Below are 16,121 nucleotides of genomic sequence, written 5' to 3'. Positions count from 1 at the left end.
GGCAGGCGGCGGCCGTCTGCCGCCGTGGCTGCGCGGGGTTAGAGCTCGCGGAGGGCGAAGCCGGCGATCGAGGCTTCGAGCTCGACGGCGCCGTCTGCGAGCGCGAAGTCCGTCAGCGTGACGCCGTCGGCCCGCAGGGCTACTGCGGCCTGCAGGTCGACGACCGCGACCGGTTCGCCGCGCAGGCCCTGGTGGACGACGACGAGCCCGTCGGGCAGGCCCCGACCGCGCAGCGCCCCGTTGAGCACCCCGGTCAGCTGGTTCAGCAGCCGGTGCACGGGGACGGCCGCGGCCCAGATCGTGAGCTCGAAGGTGACCCGGCCCTGCTCGAACGCCCGGAAGGTGGCATCCACCCGGACGATCGGCGCCACGGCGGCGAGCGCCCGGACCGCGAGCGGCGCGCCGGGCACGGCCCGCAGGTCGATCTCGGCCCGGATGGTCGCGCCCACGCAGCTCGCGGAGCGCACGATCGGCGGCAGCGCGCCGCCCTGCAGGGCGAGCTCGCGCGCCTCGGTGAACGGCAGGGTCAGGCGCACGGGGTTCCTCCGAGAGGGTGGTTCAGACACGTGGCTCCTCCGAGGGGCAGGGTCAGGCGCACGGGGTTCCTCCGAGAGGGTGGTTTCAGGCGAACAGGTCCTGCCCGACGAAGGCGCCGTCGGGCCCGCCCATTTTCGCACCGGCGGGCACCCCGCGGGGCACGGCCCACAGCCCGGAGCCGGTGTGGCGCAGGTACTCGCTCATGGCGTCGTCGCGGGCGAGCGCGGTCTGCATGGGGACGTACTGCGTGCGCGGGTCGCGCACGTAGGCGAGGAAGAACAGCCCCGCGTCCAGGTGCCCGAGCCCGTCCGAGCCGTCGGTGTAGTTGTAGCCGCGGCGCAGCATCCTGGCCCCGTGGTTGCTGCTCGGGTGCGCCATCCGCACGTGCGAGTCGACGGCGATCAGGGGCTCGTCGCCCTTCCCCGCGGACGTAAAGTCGGGTTCGGTGAACTCGGTGCCGCCCGAGAGCGGTGCGCCGGCGCCCTTGGTGCGCCCGATGATCGTCTCCTGCTCGCGCAGCGAGCCGCGGTCCCAGGTCTCGATCGTCATCCGGATCCGGCGCGAGACGAGGTACGTGCCGCCGGCCATCCAGGCGCCGTCGCCGGCGCTGCCCGCCCGATCACTGGCGCTGCCCGCGCTGTCGCCCGTGTCGCCACCCGCGTCGCTCCCGCGGCCGTCGGCCGTGACCCACACGTGCTCGGTGATGAGCTCAGGGTCCTCGGCCTTGAGGTTGGCCGTGCCGTCCTTGAAGCCGAACAGGTTGCGCGCCGTCTTCTGCGAGGTCGACGTCGAGGAGGTCCGCCCGTACCCGAGCTGGCTGGAGCGCACGGCCGCCGTCCCGAACGCGAGCCGGGACAGGTTGCGGATCGCGTGCACCGCGACCTGCGGGTCGTCCGCGCACGCTTGCACCGCGAGGTCGCCGCCGGTGCGGCCCGGCTCGAGCACGTCGCCCGGGAAGTGCGGCAGATCGATGAGGGCCGCGGGGCGCCGGCCGGCGAGGCCGAACCGGTCCGTCCCGTCGGCGGACCGGAACAGCGAGCCGCCGAATCCGAACGTGAGCGTGAGCCCGGACGCGGTCAGGTCGGACGCCTCGCCGGTGTCGTCCGGGGGCGCGTCGTAGGGGCCGCCGTCGGGGCCGAGCTCGCCCGCGGGCAGGCCCTGGGTCATCCGCGCGGCCGCGGCCGTCCACCGGCGCAGCAGGTCGATCACGTCGTGGCGCGAGGACGTCGTCAGGTCCCAGGTCGCGAAGTGCAACCGGTCCTGCGCGGGCGTGACGATGCCGGCCTGGTGCGCCCCACCGAACGCGTAGGTGTCGCGCGGACGGCTGGGTTCGGCCGCGCCCGCGGCGTTCCCCGCGTGCCCGACGGCGAATCCGCCCGCACCCGCGAGCCCCGCCGCCCCGGCGCCCGCGAGGCCCAGGATCGCGCGCCGCGAGATCCCCCGCGGGCCGGGGTTCGCGCGGTCCGGGCCGTCCGCTACATCCGCACCGGGCGTCGTGGAGTCCATCGTCATCGCCTACGCCACGACCGTGGACGTCAGCCGCGACAGCGGCTCGCCCAGCGCGTCCACGGCGTTGGCGAGGCCCTTGATCTGGTCCTTGGACAGCTCGGTGTAGGTCCTGAAACCGTCGCCGTGACGCTGGGCGTCGAGCAACTTGCGGACATCCGCGAACTTCGTGTCGAGCGAGGCCGCGAGCTGCGGGTCCTTGGCCAGCACGACGTCGCGGAGGCCGTCGTAGGCCACCTTGGCGCCGTCCACGTTGGCCTGGAAGTCCCACAGGTCGGTGTGCGACCAAGCCTCCTCCTCGCCGGTGACCTTGCCCGTCGCGACCTCGTCGAGCAGCGACTTCGCTCCGTTGCCGATCTGGTCGGTGGTGAGCGCGAAGTCGCCGCGGTGCACCCTCTTGGAGAGCTCCTGGGTGTCCGCGACCAGCTGGTCCGCGTACTTCGTGCGCTCTGCGGCCGTCAGTGGCGTGTAGGCCTGCTGGCCGTTCGCGGCGGGCGCGGGCGCCCACAGGTCCTTCTCGAGCAGGTGCCACCCGGTCCAGGTCGTGCCTGCCTCGACGTCGGCCTCGCGCAGGTCCATCCGCGGGTCGAGATCGCCGAACGACTCCGCGACCGGCTCGATGCGCTCCCAGTGCACCCGGGTCGTCGCGTACGCGGCCCGGGCCGCGGCGTCGTCCCCGGCCTTGTACACGGCGGCGAACGCCTTGGTCGACGTGAGCAGCTGCTCGGTCTGGTCCTTCGTGTAGGCGACATAGCTCGTGCTCGCGGCGGCCAGCTGGTCGCCGGTCTCGCCGGTCGCGTCGACCTGCTTGCCGGAGTCCGTGACCGTGAAGTCGGCTCGGATGCCCTTGCCTGCCATGCCCGGCTTGCAGGCCGTCACGTACTTCCCCGCCTTGGCGGCGATGACGAGGTTGCGGGTGATCCCGGGGCCGATGTTCTCGACCTCCGCGACGATCCGCAGGCCGTCCTTCGCGAGCAGGTAGAACTCGGTGACCTCCGACCCGGAGTTCGTCACCGTGAACACCACTCGGCCCGACGGCGCGGTGCGCGCGGAGAGCGTGCACTTATCCGCCGAGGATTCCACGGTGAGCGTGCGCGCGCCGCCGGCACCCGCCTTCGGGGTCCGGGCGGCGTTGTCCGAGCAGGCCGCGAGCGGGAGCAGCAGGGCGGTGGCCGCCAGGGCGGTCAGGGTCCGGCGAAGGGGCATCGGGAAGACTCCAGAAGGCTGCGAGCGGGTCACGACGCGGTAGCGGGCGACGAGGGGACGGCCGCCGGCGTCGCCGTCGGGCGCGGGCTCGCGCCGGCGAACCACACCGCGGCGACGAACACCGTCAGCGTGGGGGCGACGTAGGCGAGCCAGGCGCCGAGCTGGAGCCAGGTGGTGGCGGGGGAGAAGTTGACGACTCCCTTGAGCAGGGTCCCGTACCAGCTGGCCGGGGGGATGGTCGACGAGACGTCGAACGCGAGCTCGTTCAGGCCGGGCAGCAGGCCCGCCTCCTGCAGGTCGTGCACGCCGTAGGCGAGCACCCCGCCGGCGACGACGATGAGGAAGAGGCCGGTCCAGGCGAAGAACACCCGCAGGTTGAGCCGCAGCGCGCCGCGGTAGATCGCCCAGCCACCCGCCAGCGCGGCGCCCAGGCCGAGCGCCGCGCTGAGCAGCGGGCGGGTCGAGGAGCCGGCGGCCTGTGCGGCGGCCCAGAGGAACAGTGCCGTCTCGAGCCCCTCCCGCCCGACGGCGAGCAGCGCGATCACGAGCACGGCCCGGCGCCCGGCGCCCAGCGCGCCGTCGAGCCGGCGGGTCAGGTCCGACTTGAGGTGCCGCGCGGTGCGGGCCATCCAGAAGATCATCCAGGTGACCAGGCCGACGGCGATCACGGACAGCGTGCCGCCGATCGCCTCCTGCGCCTCGAACGTCAGGCCGCGCGGGCCGAACGTCAGGGCCGCGCCGAACGCGAGCGAGATGCCGACCGCGAGCCCGACGCCCATCCACAGCTGTCCGAGCGCCTCGCGGCGGCCGGACTTGACCAGGTACGCGACCAGGATGCCGACGACGAGCGCGGCCTCGAGGCCCTCGCGCAGGCCGATCAGGAAGTTCGCCACCATGGGAATCACTCTCTGCGGGACGGCGGGGACAGTCACTCTGAGGGCAACAAGTGAGGCAACCCTAACCTAACAAACGACCCCGGTGCCCCGCGTACCCCGGGGTCGCGGAGACATTTACCGTTGGCCCGGCGCTCGGTAATGTGAAGTTCACGCCGTCGCCATGTCCTCGCGGACAACCCTCGCGACGTGTGCCTTTCGGCTGGGGAGGGAACGTGGTCCACGAAGACACGCTGTCGTCCGTGCTGAGCGACTTCGCGCGCACGATGCTCACCGACTTCCCGATCCAGGGGATCCTCGACCATCTCGTCGAGCGCATCGTGGACGTGCTGCCCGTCACCGGGGCGGGGGTCACGCTGATCCAGCCCGGCCTGCCCCCGAAGTACATCGCGGCGTCCAACGAGCAGGCGCTCCGATTCGAGCGCCTGCAGACGGACCTCGGCGAGGGGCCGTGCATCACGGCGTTCGAGCTGGGCGAGCGGGTTGCGGTGCCCGATCTCGCCTCGGACAGCCGCTACCCCACGTTCGCCCCCGCGGCGGTCTCTGCGGGCATGGCCGCGGTGTTCACCTTCCCGCTGCGACACGGTGACGGCCGCCTGGGTGCCCTGGACCTCTACCGGGACGTCCCGGGTGCGCTCGATGTAGAGGACGAGGCCGCGGCGCAGACCCTCGCCGACGTCGCCGCGGCGTACCTGCTGAACGCGCAGGCGCGCGCGCAGGCGCACATGGCTGCGGAGTGGTTCCGGGAGCGGTCCCTGCACGACGCGCTGACCGGTCTGCCGAACCGGGTCCTGTTGCAGGAGCGGCTCGAGCACGCCTCGCTGCGGGCCCAGCGGACGCACAAGGCGGCCGCGGTGCTGTTCGTCGATCTGGACCGGTTCAAGCGGGTCAACGACGACTACGGGCACTCCGCGGGCGATGAGCTGCTGGTCGCCGTCGCGCAGCGGTTGTCCCAGGTGGTTCGGCCCGGCGACACCCTCGCCCGCGTGTCCGGCGACGAGTTCGTCTACCTGTGCGAGGACCTGGCGCACGCGTCGGACGTCGAGCTGCTGGCCGGACGCATCGACGCGGCCTTTGCGGAACCGTTCTCGCTCTCCGGCGTCACGCTCGGCGTGACGGCCAGCGTCGGGATCGCCTACGCCGGTCCGGGCGAGCGGGTCACCGACGGGCTCGTGCTCGACGCCGACATGGCGATGTACCAGGCGAAGCGCCGCGGCGGCGGCACGCACCAGGTGATCGACCTGCGGCTCGCCGCCGAGACCCACGAGCGCAACCAGCTCGAGCGGGACCTGCAGGTCGCGCTGGCAAACGCGGACCTCGCCGTCGCCTACCAGCCGATCGTGCGCACCGAGGACGGGTTCGTCACCGGGGTCGAGGCCCTGCTGCGCTGGACGATCCCGGATCGCGGACCGATTCCAGCGGCGACGGCCGTGGCGGTCGCCGAGCAGAGCGGGCTGATCACCAGGATCGGCGCGTGGGTCCTGGAGCGAGCCTGCTGGGACCGGGTCGACTGGCTCGCCAACCACCCCGGCCGCCCGCTCGACCTGTCGGTGAACGTCTCGCCCCGGCAGCTGATGGCGCCGGGCTTCGCCAAGACCGTCGCCGGGGTGCTCGAGCGGACCCGGATGGACCCCGCGGCTCTGGTGCTGGAGGTGACCGAGGGCATCCTCGTCGAGGACGGCGACCGGGCCATGCGGGTGCTGCGCGAGCTCAAGGCGCTCGGCGTGCGGCTCGCCCTGGACGACTTCGGGACGGGCTACTGCTCGCTGACCTACCTGCGGCGGTTCCCGATCGACATCGTCAAGATCGACCAGACCTTTGTGGCCGACATCGGCCGGGACCCCGCGTCGTCGGCGATCGTGGCCGCGGTGACCAGCCTGTCCCACGTCCTGGGCATGCACGTCACGGCGGAAGGGGTCGAGACCGAGGAGCAGCGCGAGGAGGTGGTCAGCATCGGCTGCGAGCTCGCGCAGGGCTACCTGTTCGCGCGACCGATGACGGCCCGTGACCTCGCCCTCGAGCTGGAGCTCAGCGACGCCTGACCGCCGCCGGCAACGCGTGCGAGGCGCGGTGACCACGGACGGCGCAAGAAGGCGGCAAAACGGCACGGCATCGGGGTGGGATCTGGCAGGATTCCACCGGGCGCCTGATCGCCCCGAACGAGTACGGGGAGAGCAGACGTGACGGACTATCTTGGCGAGCCCACAAGCGCGCAACCAGCGGGCCCGCCGGCCCCAAACGGGTTCGCCGACCCGTACCGCCAGCCGCCGACCACGCCGTCGTCGCAGCAGCTGCCGGCCCCCGCCTGGTCGCAACAGCCGCAACAGCCCGCCTGGTCGCAGCCGCAGGCACCGAACGCGCCCGCACCGGCCTGGTCCGCCCAGCAGCAGCAGCAGCCGCCGCAGTGGACGCCCTATGCCCAGCCGTACGGGTCGGCTCCCGGCAGCTACCCCGACCAGGAGCCCCGGAAGACCAACCCCTGGGCCATCGTCGCGCTCGTCACGGGCATCGTGGCGATCTTCCCGGTGGCACTGGGTGCGGGTATCACCGCGCTCGTGCAGATCCGGCGACGGCAACAGGCCGGCGCCGGAATGGCGATCGGTGGCATCGTCGCGGGATCCGTCTGGATGCTCATCGGGATCGTCGTCGCGGCGCTCGGGGCCTTCTCCAGCAGTCTCGGGGCCTTCTCCAGCAGTGGGGACTACCCCTACCTCGGACGGGTCGCGAACGCGGGCTCCACCACGGTCGGGAGCTGCCTGCTCGAACCGAGCAGCGACGACAGCACGGCGGCCGAGATCGACTGCGCCAAGGGTCACTACGCGGAGGTCTACCTCGTCGGGGCACCCAGCACCGAAGCCACCTGGCCGGGCGCCGACAAGCTCGGACAGCACGCCGACGACCTGTGCTACGACGCGTTCGCGGCGTACGTCGGCACCGACTACGACTCCTCCGAGTACGACTACGACTTCTTCCTCCCGGACCGGGCCGAGTGGACCGCCGGTGAGCATCGCGCGGTCTGCGTCGTGGTTCCGGGTGACTCGCACACCATGCGCGGGAGCGTGCGCCACAGCGGCCGCTGAACCGGCTCGCCGCGGCCGGCGTCCTTACGCGGACAGTCGCACCTCGGCGTCGGGCGTCGCGGACCCGATCCGCCGGCCCTGCGCCGGCAGCTCGGCGTGTCGTTGCAGCTCGAAGCGTTCGGCCAGGGCGCGCAGGGTGGTGCAGAGCTCGTCGATCTCGTCGTCGCCGTTGGCGGCCGTGATCTGGACGCGGAAGCCGACCTCCGAGCGGGGCACCAGCGGGTAGGCGGCCAGGGTGACGTAGATGCCGGCGTCGAACAGGAAATGCCCGACGCCGTCGATGTCGTCCGGGTTCGCCAGCGGCAGCTCGATGATCGGCAGCCCGGAGGTGTTCGGGGTCGCCAGGCGCAGCGCGGTCGTGGTGGCCAGGACCTTGGCGGTCTTGGCGTGCAGGTCCGCGCGGATCGCGTCGCCGCGGGCCGCGTTCACGTCGAAGCCCGACAGGACCGTCGCCAGAGACGCGATCGGGGACGGCCCCGAGAACAGGTACGGCGCGGCCGCGACCTTGAGGTGGTCCTTCAACCAAGTCGGCACCGCGAGGAACGCGAGCAGCGAGGAGTACGCCTTGGAGAACCCGCCGACCAGCACGATCCCGTCGTACGTCTCCCCGGCGTGCGCCACGATCGAGTTCCCCCGGTGGCCGTAGGGGCTGGCCTCGGTGGCGGAGCGTTCCCCGATGACCCCGAACCCGTGCGCGTCGTCGACGTACAGCAGTGCTCCGTGCTCCCGGGCCAGGGCCGCGAACGCGACCAGGTTAGGGGTGTTACCCGTCATCGAGTTCACCCCGTCCATGCAGATCATCTTCGACACCCCCGGCGGGGCCTCGGTCAGCATCGCCTCCAACGCGGCCAGGTCCCCGGCCGGGAACCGGCGCACGGTCGCGCCGAGCCCGCGCGCCACGATGCACCCGTCGTAGATCGTGCGGTGCGCCTGCCCGTCCAGGAAACAGGAAGGACGAGTCGAACGGGGCCATGGAGGGAGTCCTTGCTCGGTCGGGACGGATCGGCGGACGGCGTCATTCCCGACGGGCGCAGTGCAGCTCGTGCTCTACAGCAAACGAGACCAATCTGGATCGAAGCGTATCAAATGCCATCTTATGAGTGGTCAGGGAGTCACGTCCCGCGAGGGTCCCTGCGGCGTCGCCGCCTGTTGCGTCGCCACCTGCAGGGCCGCACGCCGTGGCCGCTCGACCCCCGGGGGGCCGGTCGCCGGCTTCGGCCCGAGCGGGGACGCGCTCGCGAGCAGCTCGGACATCTTCTCGGCGGCGACGGGCCGCGCATACAGGTAGCCCTGGCCGACGCGGCAGCCCATCGACCACAGCTCGTCGCGCTGCACGGACTGCTCAATGCCCTCCGCAACGACCTCGAGCCGTAGCGAGTGGGCGAGGGAGATGATGACGTCGACCAGCGCGCTGCCGTCCGAGCCCGCCTCGCCCAGCCCGTCGACGAAGGACTTGTCGATCTTGAGCACGTCGATGTGCAGCTTCTGCAGGTAGGACAGGCTCGAGTACCCGGTGCCGAAGTCGTCCATCGCGATCTTCACGCCGAGCTCCCGAAGTGCCAGCAGCCGGTCGGACACGACCGGTGCGTCCAGGGCGAAGATGCTCTCGGTCAGCTCGAGCGTGAGCTGCCCGGCGTCGATCCGGTGCCGCTCGAGCGCGGTGCGCACGACGTCGACGAAACCCTCCTCGTGCAGCTGGCGGGCGGACACGTTCACCGAGAGCCGCAGGCCGGCGTGGCCGGCGTCGGACCAGGTCCGCAGCTGCGCGCACGCCTGGTCCAGCACCCAGCCGCCCAGCTCGACGATCAGGCCGGTCTCCTCGGCGAGCTCCACGAACTCCTTGGGCGGGAGCAGCCCCCGGGTCGGGTGCGACCAGCGCACGAGCGCCTCGCAGCCCACGATCTCCCCGGCCCGGATCAGCACGATCGGCTGGTAGTGGACGACGAACTGCTCGGCACCCAGGGCCTGCTCGAGGTCGGACCGCCGGGTGAGCCGGTCCATCATGGCCGTGCTCAGCCCGCGGTGGTAGAGCATGATCTGGCCCTTGCCGAGGTCCTTCGCCGCGTACAGCGCGAGATCGGCGCACCGCATCATCTCGGTCATGTCCAGCGGATCGTGCGGCCCGCCGGTGACCACCAGGCCGACGCTCGCACCGACCCAGAGGTCCTCGCCGAGGACCGTGAACGGCGTGGCGAACGCGTGCAGGGCCCGCTCGGCGAAGGCCTCGGCCTGGGAGACGTCGGTGAGGTCCTCGACCAGGACGGCGAACTCGTCGCCGCCGAACCTCGACACCGTGGCGCCCGCGCGCACGATGGAGCGCAGCCGGGTGGCCACGTGCACCAGCAGCTCGTCGCCCGCCGCGTGACCGCGGGTGTCGTTGACGATCTTGAAGTCGTCGAGATCCAGCATGAGCATCGCGACGACCGAGCCCAGCCGCGACGTCCGCGCGAGCGCGTGGTCGGCGCGATCGGAGAACAGCGCACGGTTCGGCAGGCCGGTGAGCGCGTCATGGAAGGCCTGGTGCTTGAGCTGGACCTCGAGCGCCCGGCGTTCGGAGACGTCGCGCATCGTCAGCACGATGCCCGCGACGCGCGGGTCCTCGAGCAGGTTGGTCGACAGCACCTCGAACGCGACGAGCGTGCCGTCGTCGCGGGCCAGGTGCCAGTCGGCCATCGCCTGCGACTGGGTCGGGTTGGCCGCGAACCCCGCGAACATCGCGATCGCATCGACGGCGTCGTCGGCCTGCAGGATCTCGGCCAGCTCGTGCCCGACGACGTCCTCGACGGCGCGCCCGAGCGTCCGGCCGAGCGACGGCGTGCCGAACGTGATCTCGCCGCGCGCGTTCACGATGATGACGATGTCCGAGGTGTTCTGCAGGACCCCGCGGAAGAGCTCCTCGTTGCGCAGCGCGCGCAGGTCCTCGGCCAGGCGCGCGCTCTCCACCGCCAGCACCACCTGCGCGGCGAGCGTCGACAGGGCGGCATGCTGATCGAGCGTCAGCGGCGCGGTCGTGCCCACGACGAGCATGCCGCGGTCCTCGTGGTTGTAGCGCAGCGCGGAGATGCTGAGCGTCCCGGGGGCGCTCAGGTCCCCACCGGCCGCCGCGACCTGCCAGAGGGCGTCGCGCCGTGACGCGTCCGGCTGGGGCCCGAAACCTGCCGCGCAGGTCAGGCCGACGTCGCCCGCCTCGAAGATCCCGGCGTGCGTCACCCCGCTGGTGCCGGTCAGCGAGGTCACGGCGGCCAGCGCCGCCTGGTAGATCGCGGGCAGTCCCTGCGCGGACACCAGGGCCTCGCTGGACGAGCGCAGGGCGCTCTCGCGCCGCACCGACTGCTGGTGCACGCCCAGCATGCTCCACAGCCGCGCGACGACGAGCAGGAAGATGACCGCCGAGAACGACGCGACCGTGCGGGCGTCCGCGCGGGAGCCGGTGAGCGACTCGGCGAACACGATGCCGGGAGCGATGAGGCCCGCCGAGGCGAGCCCGGCGAGGCGCCATCGGCCCACCCGGAGGGCGCCGTGCCGCGGCGGGGTCTGGCCGAGCCGGACCATCGACGGGTGCAGTGCGGCGCAGCCCCACGCGACGTAGAACATCACCCAGCCGCCGTCGGCCGGGCCGCCCACGTGCCACATCTCGTTCAGCTGGCTCGCGCCGTACAGGACGTCGGCGACCATCAGCCCGCCCGCCCCGATCACGAGGAACTGCATCGAGCGCACGCGCAGGCCGCCGTCGCCGACCAGGCGGATGAGCATGGCGATGACCAGCACGTCTCCGAGCGGGTACGCGATCGAGGCGAACCGCTGCAGGGTGGTCAGGCCGGGGACCTGGAAGTACGGCGCGACCAGGTACACCCAGGCGAGCAGTCCCACGCCGGTCGTGATGATCAGTGCGTCGATCAGGCTCGCGCGGTCCCTCGGCGAGGACCGTCCGCGGATGAACTGGTAGATCCCACCGGCGAGCAGCACGTACATCAGCAGGTAGAAGACGTCCGCGGTCGAGGGGAACGGGTTGTCGTAGCCCATCAGCTGGGTGAGCACGTTGTACACCGTGTCGCCCGCGATGAAGCTCAGCTCGGCGCCCGCAAGCAGGATCCAGGCCGCCCGGTGCCTGGGCTTGTAGCGCACGACGGCGAAGATGGTCGCCGCGACCGACGACAGGCCGAGCGGCGCCCACAGCACCAGGTGGTAGTCCGGCTGCACGAAGAACACCGCGCTGAGCGTGACGGTGAAGATCAGATAGCCGATCCACAGCCCGCGCCAGGGGCCGGCGGCTGCCCGGGCATCGACCCGGGCCTGGGCCGGCGGACGGCGCGCAGCACGAAAGTACTGACGAGCCGGTGGTGTCGTGACTCCCATGAGCGCCCCCTGCTGACCTGCGATCTTCCGCAGCGGCACCGCTCTCGCCGGAGACAAATCACACTTTCTGGGTGATTCCGGACCGTGGATCAGTAGTACCACCTGCGACGATACGGCCCTTTCGGGAGGTTGCGACGATTGAGCCCACGTTCGAGGGAACGGTTTCACCCGTTCGACGCCGCAGATGCCTGCGCAGGTGCTAGGGCCGCACACCCTTGAGGTACGGGAGCAGCTCGTTCTTCCACGCCTCGCGGAATGCGGGCAGCAGGTCAAGCCCTTCGACGTCGTCGAGCGGGACCCACACGACCTCGAGGCTCTCCGCGTCGGTCGCCGCCGGCTCGAACACGCTCAGCGCCTCGCCGAGCACGGTGGTGTAGGTCCAGTTGCCGTGGTCGAGCAGCACCTTGGAGTCCAGCACCCGGACCGCGACGGCCTGGACGCCGGCCTCCTCGGCAGCCTCGCGCAGAGCGCCGTCCTGCGCGGACTCACCCGGGGCCAGCGCCCCGCCGGGAAACCCCCAGGTCCCGCCCTGGTCGCTCCACAGGGCCCGGTGCTGGAGCACGACGGCGTCCAGCTCGCCGTCGTGCGCGCGGCGGGCGAGCAGCAGGCCGGCCGCGCCGTGCAGGCCCCAGTGCCGGTGGCCCTGGTGGCACTCGACCCAGCCGTCGCCCGGGTGCCGGTGGTGGTGGCGGCCCGGGTCGTCCGGGGTGCCGGCCTCGGGCGGCACCGAAGAACCCGTCAGCCGACGATGTCGCAGATCACGCCGCCGGCGCCGACGCTCGCGCCCACTCCGGCGGCGAGGCCGGTGACGGTTCCGGCGCGATGTGCGAGCAGCGGTTGTTCCATCTTCATTGCCTCGAGCACCACGACGAGGTCGCCCTCGACGACCTGCGCGCCGTCGGCGACGGCGACCTTGACGATGGTGCCCTGCATGGGCGAGCAGAGCATCGTGCCCGACGCCTGGGAGGCGGACTTGGTGGGCGCGCGGCGCACCGGCCGCCGGGCCCCGGCGCCGTTGCCGCGGCCGCGCCCGAGGGACAGGCCCGCCGGGATCACGACCTCCAGGCGCTTGCCGCCGACCTCGACGACGACGCGCTCGGTCAGTGCGGGCTCCTCGTCCTGCGACTCCGGGTCGGACTCGGTGGCCGAGGTGAGCGTCGGGAGCCGGTGGGCGAACTCGGTCTCGATCCAGCGGGTGTGCACCGTGAATGGCGCCGTGGGGTCGGCCGGCACGAACGCGGGCTCCTCGAGCACCGCGCGGTGGAACGGCACGACGGTGGGTACACCGGCGATCTGGAGCTCGGCGAGCGCGCGGCGGGCGCGCTGGATCGCCTGCGTGCGGGTCGTGCCGGTGACGATGAGCTTGCCGAGCATCGAGTCGAACGAGCCCGAGATGCTGTCGCCCTCGATGACGCCGAAGTCCACCCGAACCCCCGGACCGGTGGGCAGCCGCAGCGTGCTGATCCGGCCCTGGCGCGGCAGGAAGTTCGCGGCCGGGTCCTCGCCGTTGATCCGGAACTCGATCGAGTGCCCGCGGGTGGCGACCGAGTCGTAGCCGAGGGGCTCCCCGGCGGCGAGCCGGAACTGCTCGCGGACCAGGTCGATCCCCGAGACCTCCTCGGTCACCGGGTGCTCGACCTGCAGGCGGGTGTTCACCTCGAGGAACGACACGGTGCCGTCGAGGCCGACCAGGAACTCGCAGGTGCCGGCGCCGACGTAGCCGGCCTCGCGCAGGATCGCCACGGACGAGGTGAGCAGCGCCTCGTTCTGGGCGTCGGTGAGGAACGGCGCGGGGGCCTCCTCCACGAGCTTCTGGTGGCGGCGCTGCAGCGAGCAGTCGCGGGTCGAGACCACCACGACGGCCCCGAACTGGTCCGCGAGGCACTGCGTCTCGACGTGCCGCGGGTTCTCCAGGTAGCGCTCGACGAAGCACTCACCGCGGCCGAACGCGGCGGTGGCCTCGCGCACGGCCGACTCGAACATCTCGTCGATCTCGTCCACGGTGCGGGCGACCTTCAGGCCGCGGCCGCCACCGCCGAAGGCGGCCTTGATGGCGATCGGCATGCCGTGCTCGGCGGCGAACGCGTGGATCTCGGCGGTGCCCTCGACGGGGCCCGGGGTGCCCGCGACGAGCGGCGCACCCGCCTTCTGGGCGATGTGCCGCGCGCTGACCTTGTCCCCGAGCGACTCGATGGCCGACGGCGGCGGCCCGATCCAGGTGAGGCCGGCGGCGATCACCGCGGCGGCGAACGCGGCGTTCTCCGCGAGGAAGCCGTAGCCGGGGTGCACCGCATCGGCGCCGGACCGGCGGGCGACGTCGAGCAGTTTGGCCATGTCCAGGTAGGTCTCCGCGGCACGCATCCCGCCGAGCGCGAACGCTTCGTCGGCGAGGCGGACATGCTGGGACTCGCGGTCGGAGTCGGCATACACCGCCACCGAGCCGAGGCCCGCGTCTCGACAGGCCCGGATGATCCGGACGGCGATCTCGCCGCGGTTGGCGACAAGGACCTTCGTAATGGCGGGCACGGCTCACCGTAACGCGCCCACGTCCCTGCGGTTCACCCTCGCCCGCGCGGCGAGACAAGACTGGGGATCCACGCAAGGTTTCGCAGGGCTTTTGGAGGAAACCTACAAGGACAGCGGTCCTTGATGCCCTCGCGCGGACCTTCGGTGTGCTCAGTGCACAACGGTCGTCGTCGGGCGCCACAGGTCGGGGATGGTCACGGCGAGCTCCGAGAGCAGCTCGCGCAGCAGCGGGAGGCTGAGCCCGACGACGCCGTGGTAGTCGCCCTCGACGCCCGTGACGAACGCTCCGCCGAGCCCGTCGACCGTGAACGCACCCGCGACCGCGAGCGGCTCACCGGTTGCGACGTACGCATCGATCTCGGCGTCGGACAGGTCCGCGAAGTGCACCACGGTCGACGACGTGGCCCCGAGGGTCCCGCCGGTCCCGCCCGCGGCCGGGTCGCGGTCGTCGATCAGCCAGTGCCCGGTGTGCAGCGTCGCCGAGCGACCACGCATGTTCCGCCAGCGCGCGGTGGCGTCGGCGGCGTCGGTCGGCTTGCCGAGGATCTCCCCGTCGAGCTCGAGCATCGAGTCGCAGCCGAGCACGATGAGGTCGGTGTCGCCGGGCTCTCCGGTGTCGTCGCCGTCGGGGGTATCGCCGTCGTCGGCCGCGTCGCCGCTGTCGGCCGCGTCGTCGTCGTCGGGCGAGGCGCGGTGCTCGGTGACCCACTGCGCCTTGGCCTGCGCGAGGACGAGCACGGCGTCGGCGGGATCGAGAGTGCCGAACCGCTCGGCGGCGGCCGCGAGCACGGCGTCCTCATCGACCCCGGACACCTCCACCAGGGCATCGATACCCGCTGCGGCGAGGGTGGAACGTCGGGCGGGGGAGGCGGAGGCCAGCAGGAGTCGGGTCACGGCGGGTGAGCGTACGCGAGCCCAACCCAAAAGCCCCAGAACCTCCACCCTCGAGCCCCCCAAAACCGCTATGTCCACCCCCCAAAAACCCTAATGTCCGAGCGTTAACGTCCTATAGGACGTTAACGCTCGGACATCACGGGTTAGGTGGCTGGGTTAGGTGGCGGGTTGTGGTGACGGGGTTGGGGTGGCGGGGTGGGTGCGCGGGGGTGCGGCGGGCTGGATCGTTTCGCCGCCGACGGCGCCCGGTGCCATTTAGGCTGAGCACCGACCAGCGGCGCGGGGCCGCGGGCGGGCAAGGGAAGAGGGCATGGTGACCCAGGTGACGCAGGAGAGTGGGAGCAGGCTGCACAGGCTGCGCCATTCCGACCGCTGGATCTTCTCCACGATGCTGTTCTCGGCGTGCCTGAGCCTGCTCGCCTCGTTCGTGCTCTCGGTCGACGCGATCACGCTCGCGAAGGACCCCTCCGCAGCCCTCACCTGCGACATCAATACGGTGATCAGCTGCGGGAAGGTCGGGCTGACCTGGCAGGCGAGCCTGCTCGGCTTCCCGAACGCGTTCCTCGGGCTGATCGCCGAGTCGGTCGTGATCACGGTCGCCGTCGCGAGCCTCGGCGGGGTCCGCTTCCCGCGCTGGTTCATGCTCTCCGCGCAGGTCGTCTACACGTGCGGGCTGATCTTCGCCTACTGGCTGTTCTCGCAGTCGATGCTCGTGATCAATGCGCTGTGCCCGTGGTGCCTGCTCATCACGCTCTCCACCACGCTGGTGTTCTGGAGCCTGACGCACTTCAACCTGCGCGAGGGCAACCTGCTGCTGCCCGCCGCCCTCGAGCGCAAGGCGCTGGAGATCGTCAAGAGCGACAGCGACGTCTACATCGTCGCCGCCTGGCTGGTCCTGCTGATCGCCCTCATCCTCCTGAAGTACGGCGCCGCAGTCTTCGGCTGACCCCCCGCCGCACGGCCCCTCGCCGAACTCGGAGGCTTGCGTCGAACTCGGACACTGCAGTGTCCGAGTTCGGCAGAAACCTCCGAGTTCGGCGGTGTGGCGAACCCGCGCTTGCTGACGCGCGCTGACGACCCGCTGCCCGGCCTGCTGCTCGACGTCAGTGCAGCGCTCTGTGCA

12 protein-coding genes are annotated in these 16,121 nt (G+C 71.9%); 3 read left to right on the top strand and 9 right to left on the bottom strand.

What is annotated here, in order from left to right; translation table 11 throughout:
- Positions 1-38: 38 nt before the first annotated feature.
- The 4 genes from VIM26_RS17940 to efeU all read right to left on the bottom strand — a co-directional run bounded on the left by VIM26_RS17940 (position 39) and on the right by efeU (position 4,145).
- Positions 39-536, bottom strand: a complete 498-nt coding sequence (locus tag VIM26_RS17940) for a hypothetical protein (RefSeq protein ID WP_331953666.1) — start codon at positions 534-536, stop codon at positions 39-41.
- 85 nt (positions 537-621) lie between these two features.
- Positions 622-2,049 (bottom strand): iron uptake transporter deferrochelatase/peroxidase subunit, encoded by a 1,428-nt coding sequence (gene efeB, locus VIM26_RS17935; RefSeq protein ID WP_414696516.1) that lies wholly within the window; start codon positions 2,047-2,049, stop codon positions 622-624.
- Between the two features lie 3 nt (positions 2,050-2,052).
- Positions 2,053-3,249, bottom strand: coding sequence for an iron uptake system protein EfeO (efeO, locus tag VIM26_RS17930; RefSeq protein WP_331953664.1), 1,197 nt, complete (start codon positions 3,247-3,249; stop codon positions 2,053-2,055).
- Positions 3,250-3,278: 29 nt separating this feature from the next.
- Positions 3,279-4,145, bottom strand: a complete 867-nt coding sequence (gene efeU / locus VIM26_RS17925) for an iron uptake transporter permease EfeU (RefSeq protein WP_331953662.1) — start codon at positions 4,143-4,145, stop codon at positions 3,279-3,281.
- Positions 4,146-4,357: 212 nt separating this feature from the next.
- Here efeU and VIM26_RS17920 point away from each other — a divergent pair, with 212 nt between their 5' ends.
- A complete protein-coding gene (locus VIM26_RS17920) occupies positions 4,358-6,184 on the top strand; it encodes a putative bifunctional diguanylate cyclase/phosphodiesterase (protein WP_331953660.1) in 1,827 nt (608 codons plus the stop codon).
- Between the two features lie 138 nt (positions 6,185-6,322).
- On the top strand, positions 6,323-7,222 hold the full coding sequence (locus tag VIM26_RS17915) for a DUF4190 domain-containing protein (protein ID WP_331953658.1): 900 nt from the start codon (positions 6,323-6,325) through the stop codon (positions 7,220-7,222).
- Positions 7,223-7,246: 24 nt separating this feature from the next.
- On the opposite strand, the gene VIM26_RS17910 is transcribed toward VIM26_RS17915, so the two are convergent.
- From VIM26_RS17910 to VIM26_RS17890, 5 genes are all read right to left on the bottom strand, one after another.
- A complete protein-coding gene (locus VIM26_RS17910) occupies positions 7,247-8,122 on the bottom strand; it encodes an aminotransferase class I/II-fold pyridoxal phosphate-dependent enzyme (protein WP_331953656.1) in 876 nt (291 codons plus the stop codon).
- A gap of 204 nt (positions 8,123-8,326) precedes the next feature.
- Positions 8,327-11,578 carry an EAL domain-containing protein gene (locus VIM26_RS17905; protein WP_331953654.1) on the bottom strand — a complete coding sequence of 1,084 codons (3,252 nt, stop codon included), beginning with the start codon at positions 11,576-11,578 and terminating at the stop codon, positions 8,327-8,329.
- 199 nt (positions 11,579-11,777) lie between these two features.
- The gene (locus VIM26_RS17900) at positions 11,778-12,305 is read right to left on the bottom strand and encodes an NUDIX hydrolase (RefSeq protein WP_331953652.1); all 528 of its coding nucleotides are present in this window, start codon (positions 12,303-12,305) and stop codon (positions 11,778-11,780) included.
- Positions 12,306-12,316: 11 nt separating this feature from the next.
- On the bottom strand, positions 12,317-14,095 hold the full coding sequence (locus VIM26_RS17895; RefSeq protein ID WP_414696517.1) for an acetyl/propionyl/methylcrotonyl-CoA carboxylase subunit alpha: 1,779 nt from the start codon (positions 14,093-14,095) through the stop codon (positions 12,317-12,319).
- 159 nt (positions 14,096-14,254) lie between these two features.
- On the bottom strand, positions 14,255-14,998 hold the full coding sequence (locus VIM26_RS17890) for a nucleoside triphosphate pyrophosphatase (protein ID WP_331953648.1): 744 nt from the start codon (positions 14,996-14,998) through the stop codon (positions 14,255-14,257).
- A 310-nt stretch (positions 14,999-15,308) separates the two neighbouring features.
- On the opposite strand from VIM26_RS17890, the gene VIM26_RS17885 reads away from it, so the two are divergent.
- Positions 15,309-15,944: a vitamin K epoxide reductase family protein gene (locus VIM26_RS17885; protein WP_331953647.1), complete on the top strand. Its 636-nt coding sequence runs from the start codon at positions 15,309-15,311 to the stop codon at positions 15,942-15,944.
- Positions 15,945-16,121 lie beyond the last annotated feature (177 nt).

Source organism: Pengzhenrongella sp. (genome assembly GCF_036565025.1).
Taxonomy (GTDB): domain Bacteria; phylum Actinomycetota; class Actinomycetes; order Actinomycetales; family Cellulomonadaceae; genus Pengzhenrongella.
This window is presented reverse-complemented; position numbering and strand designations above follow the sequence as displayed.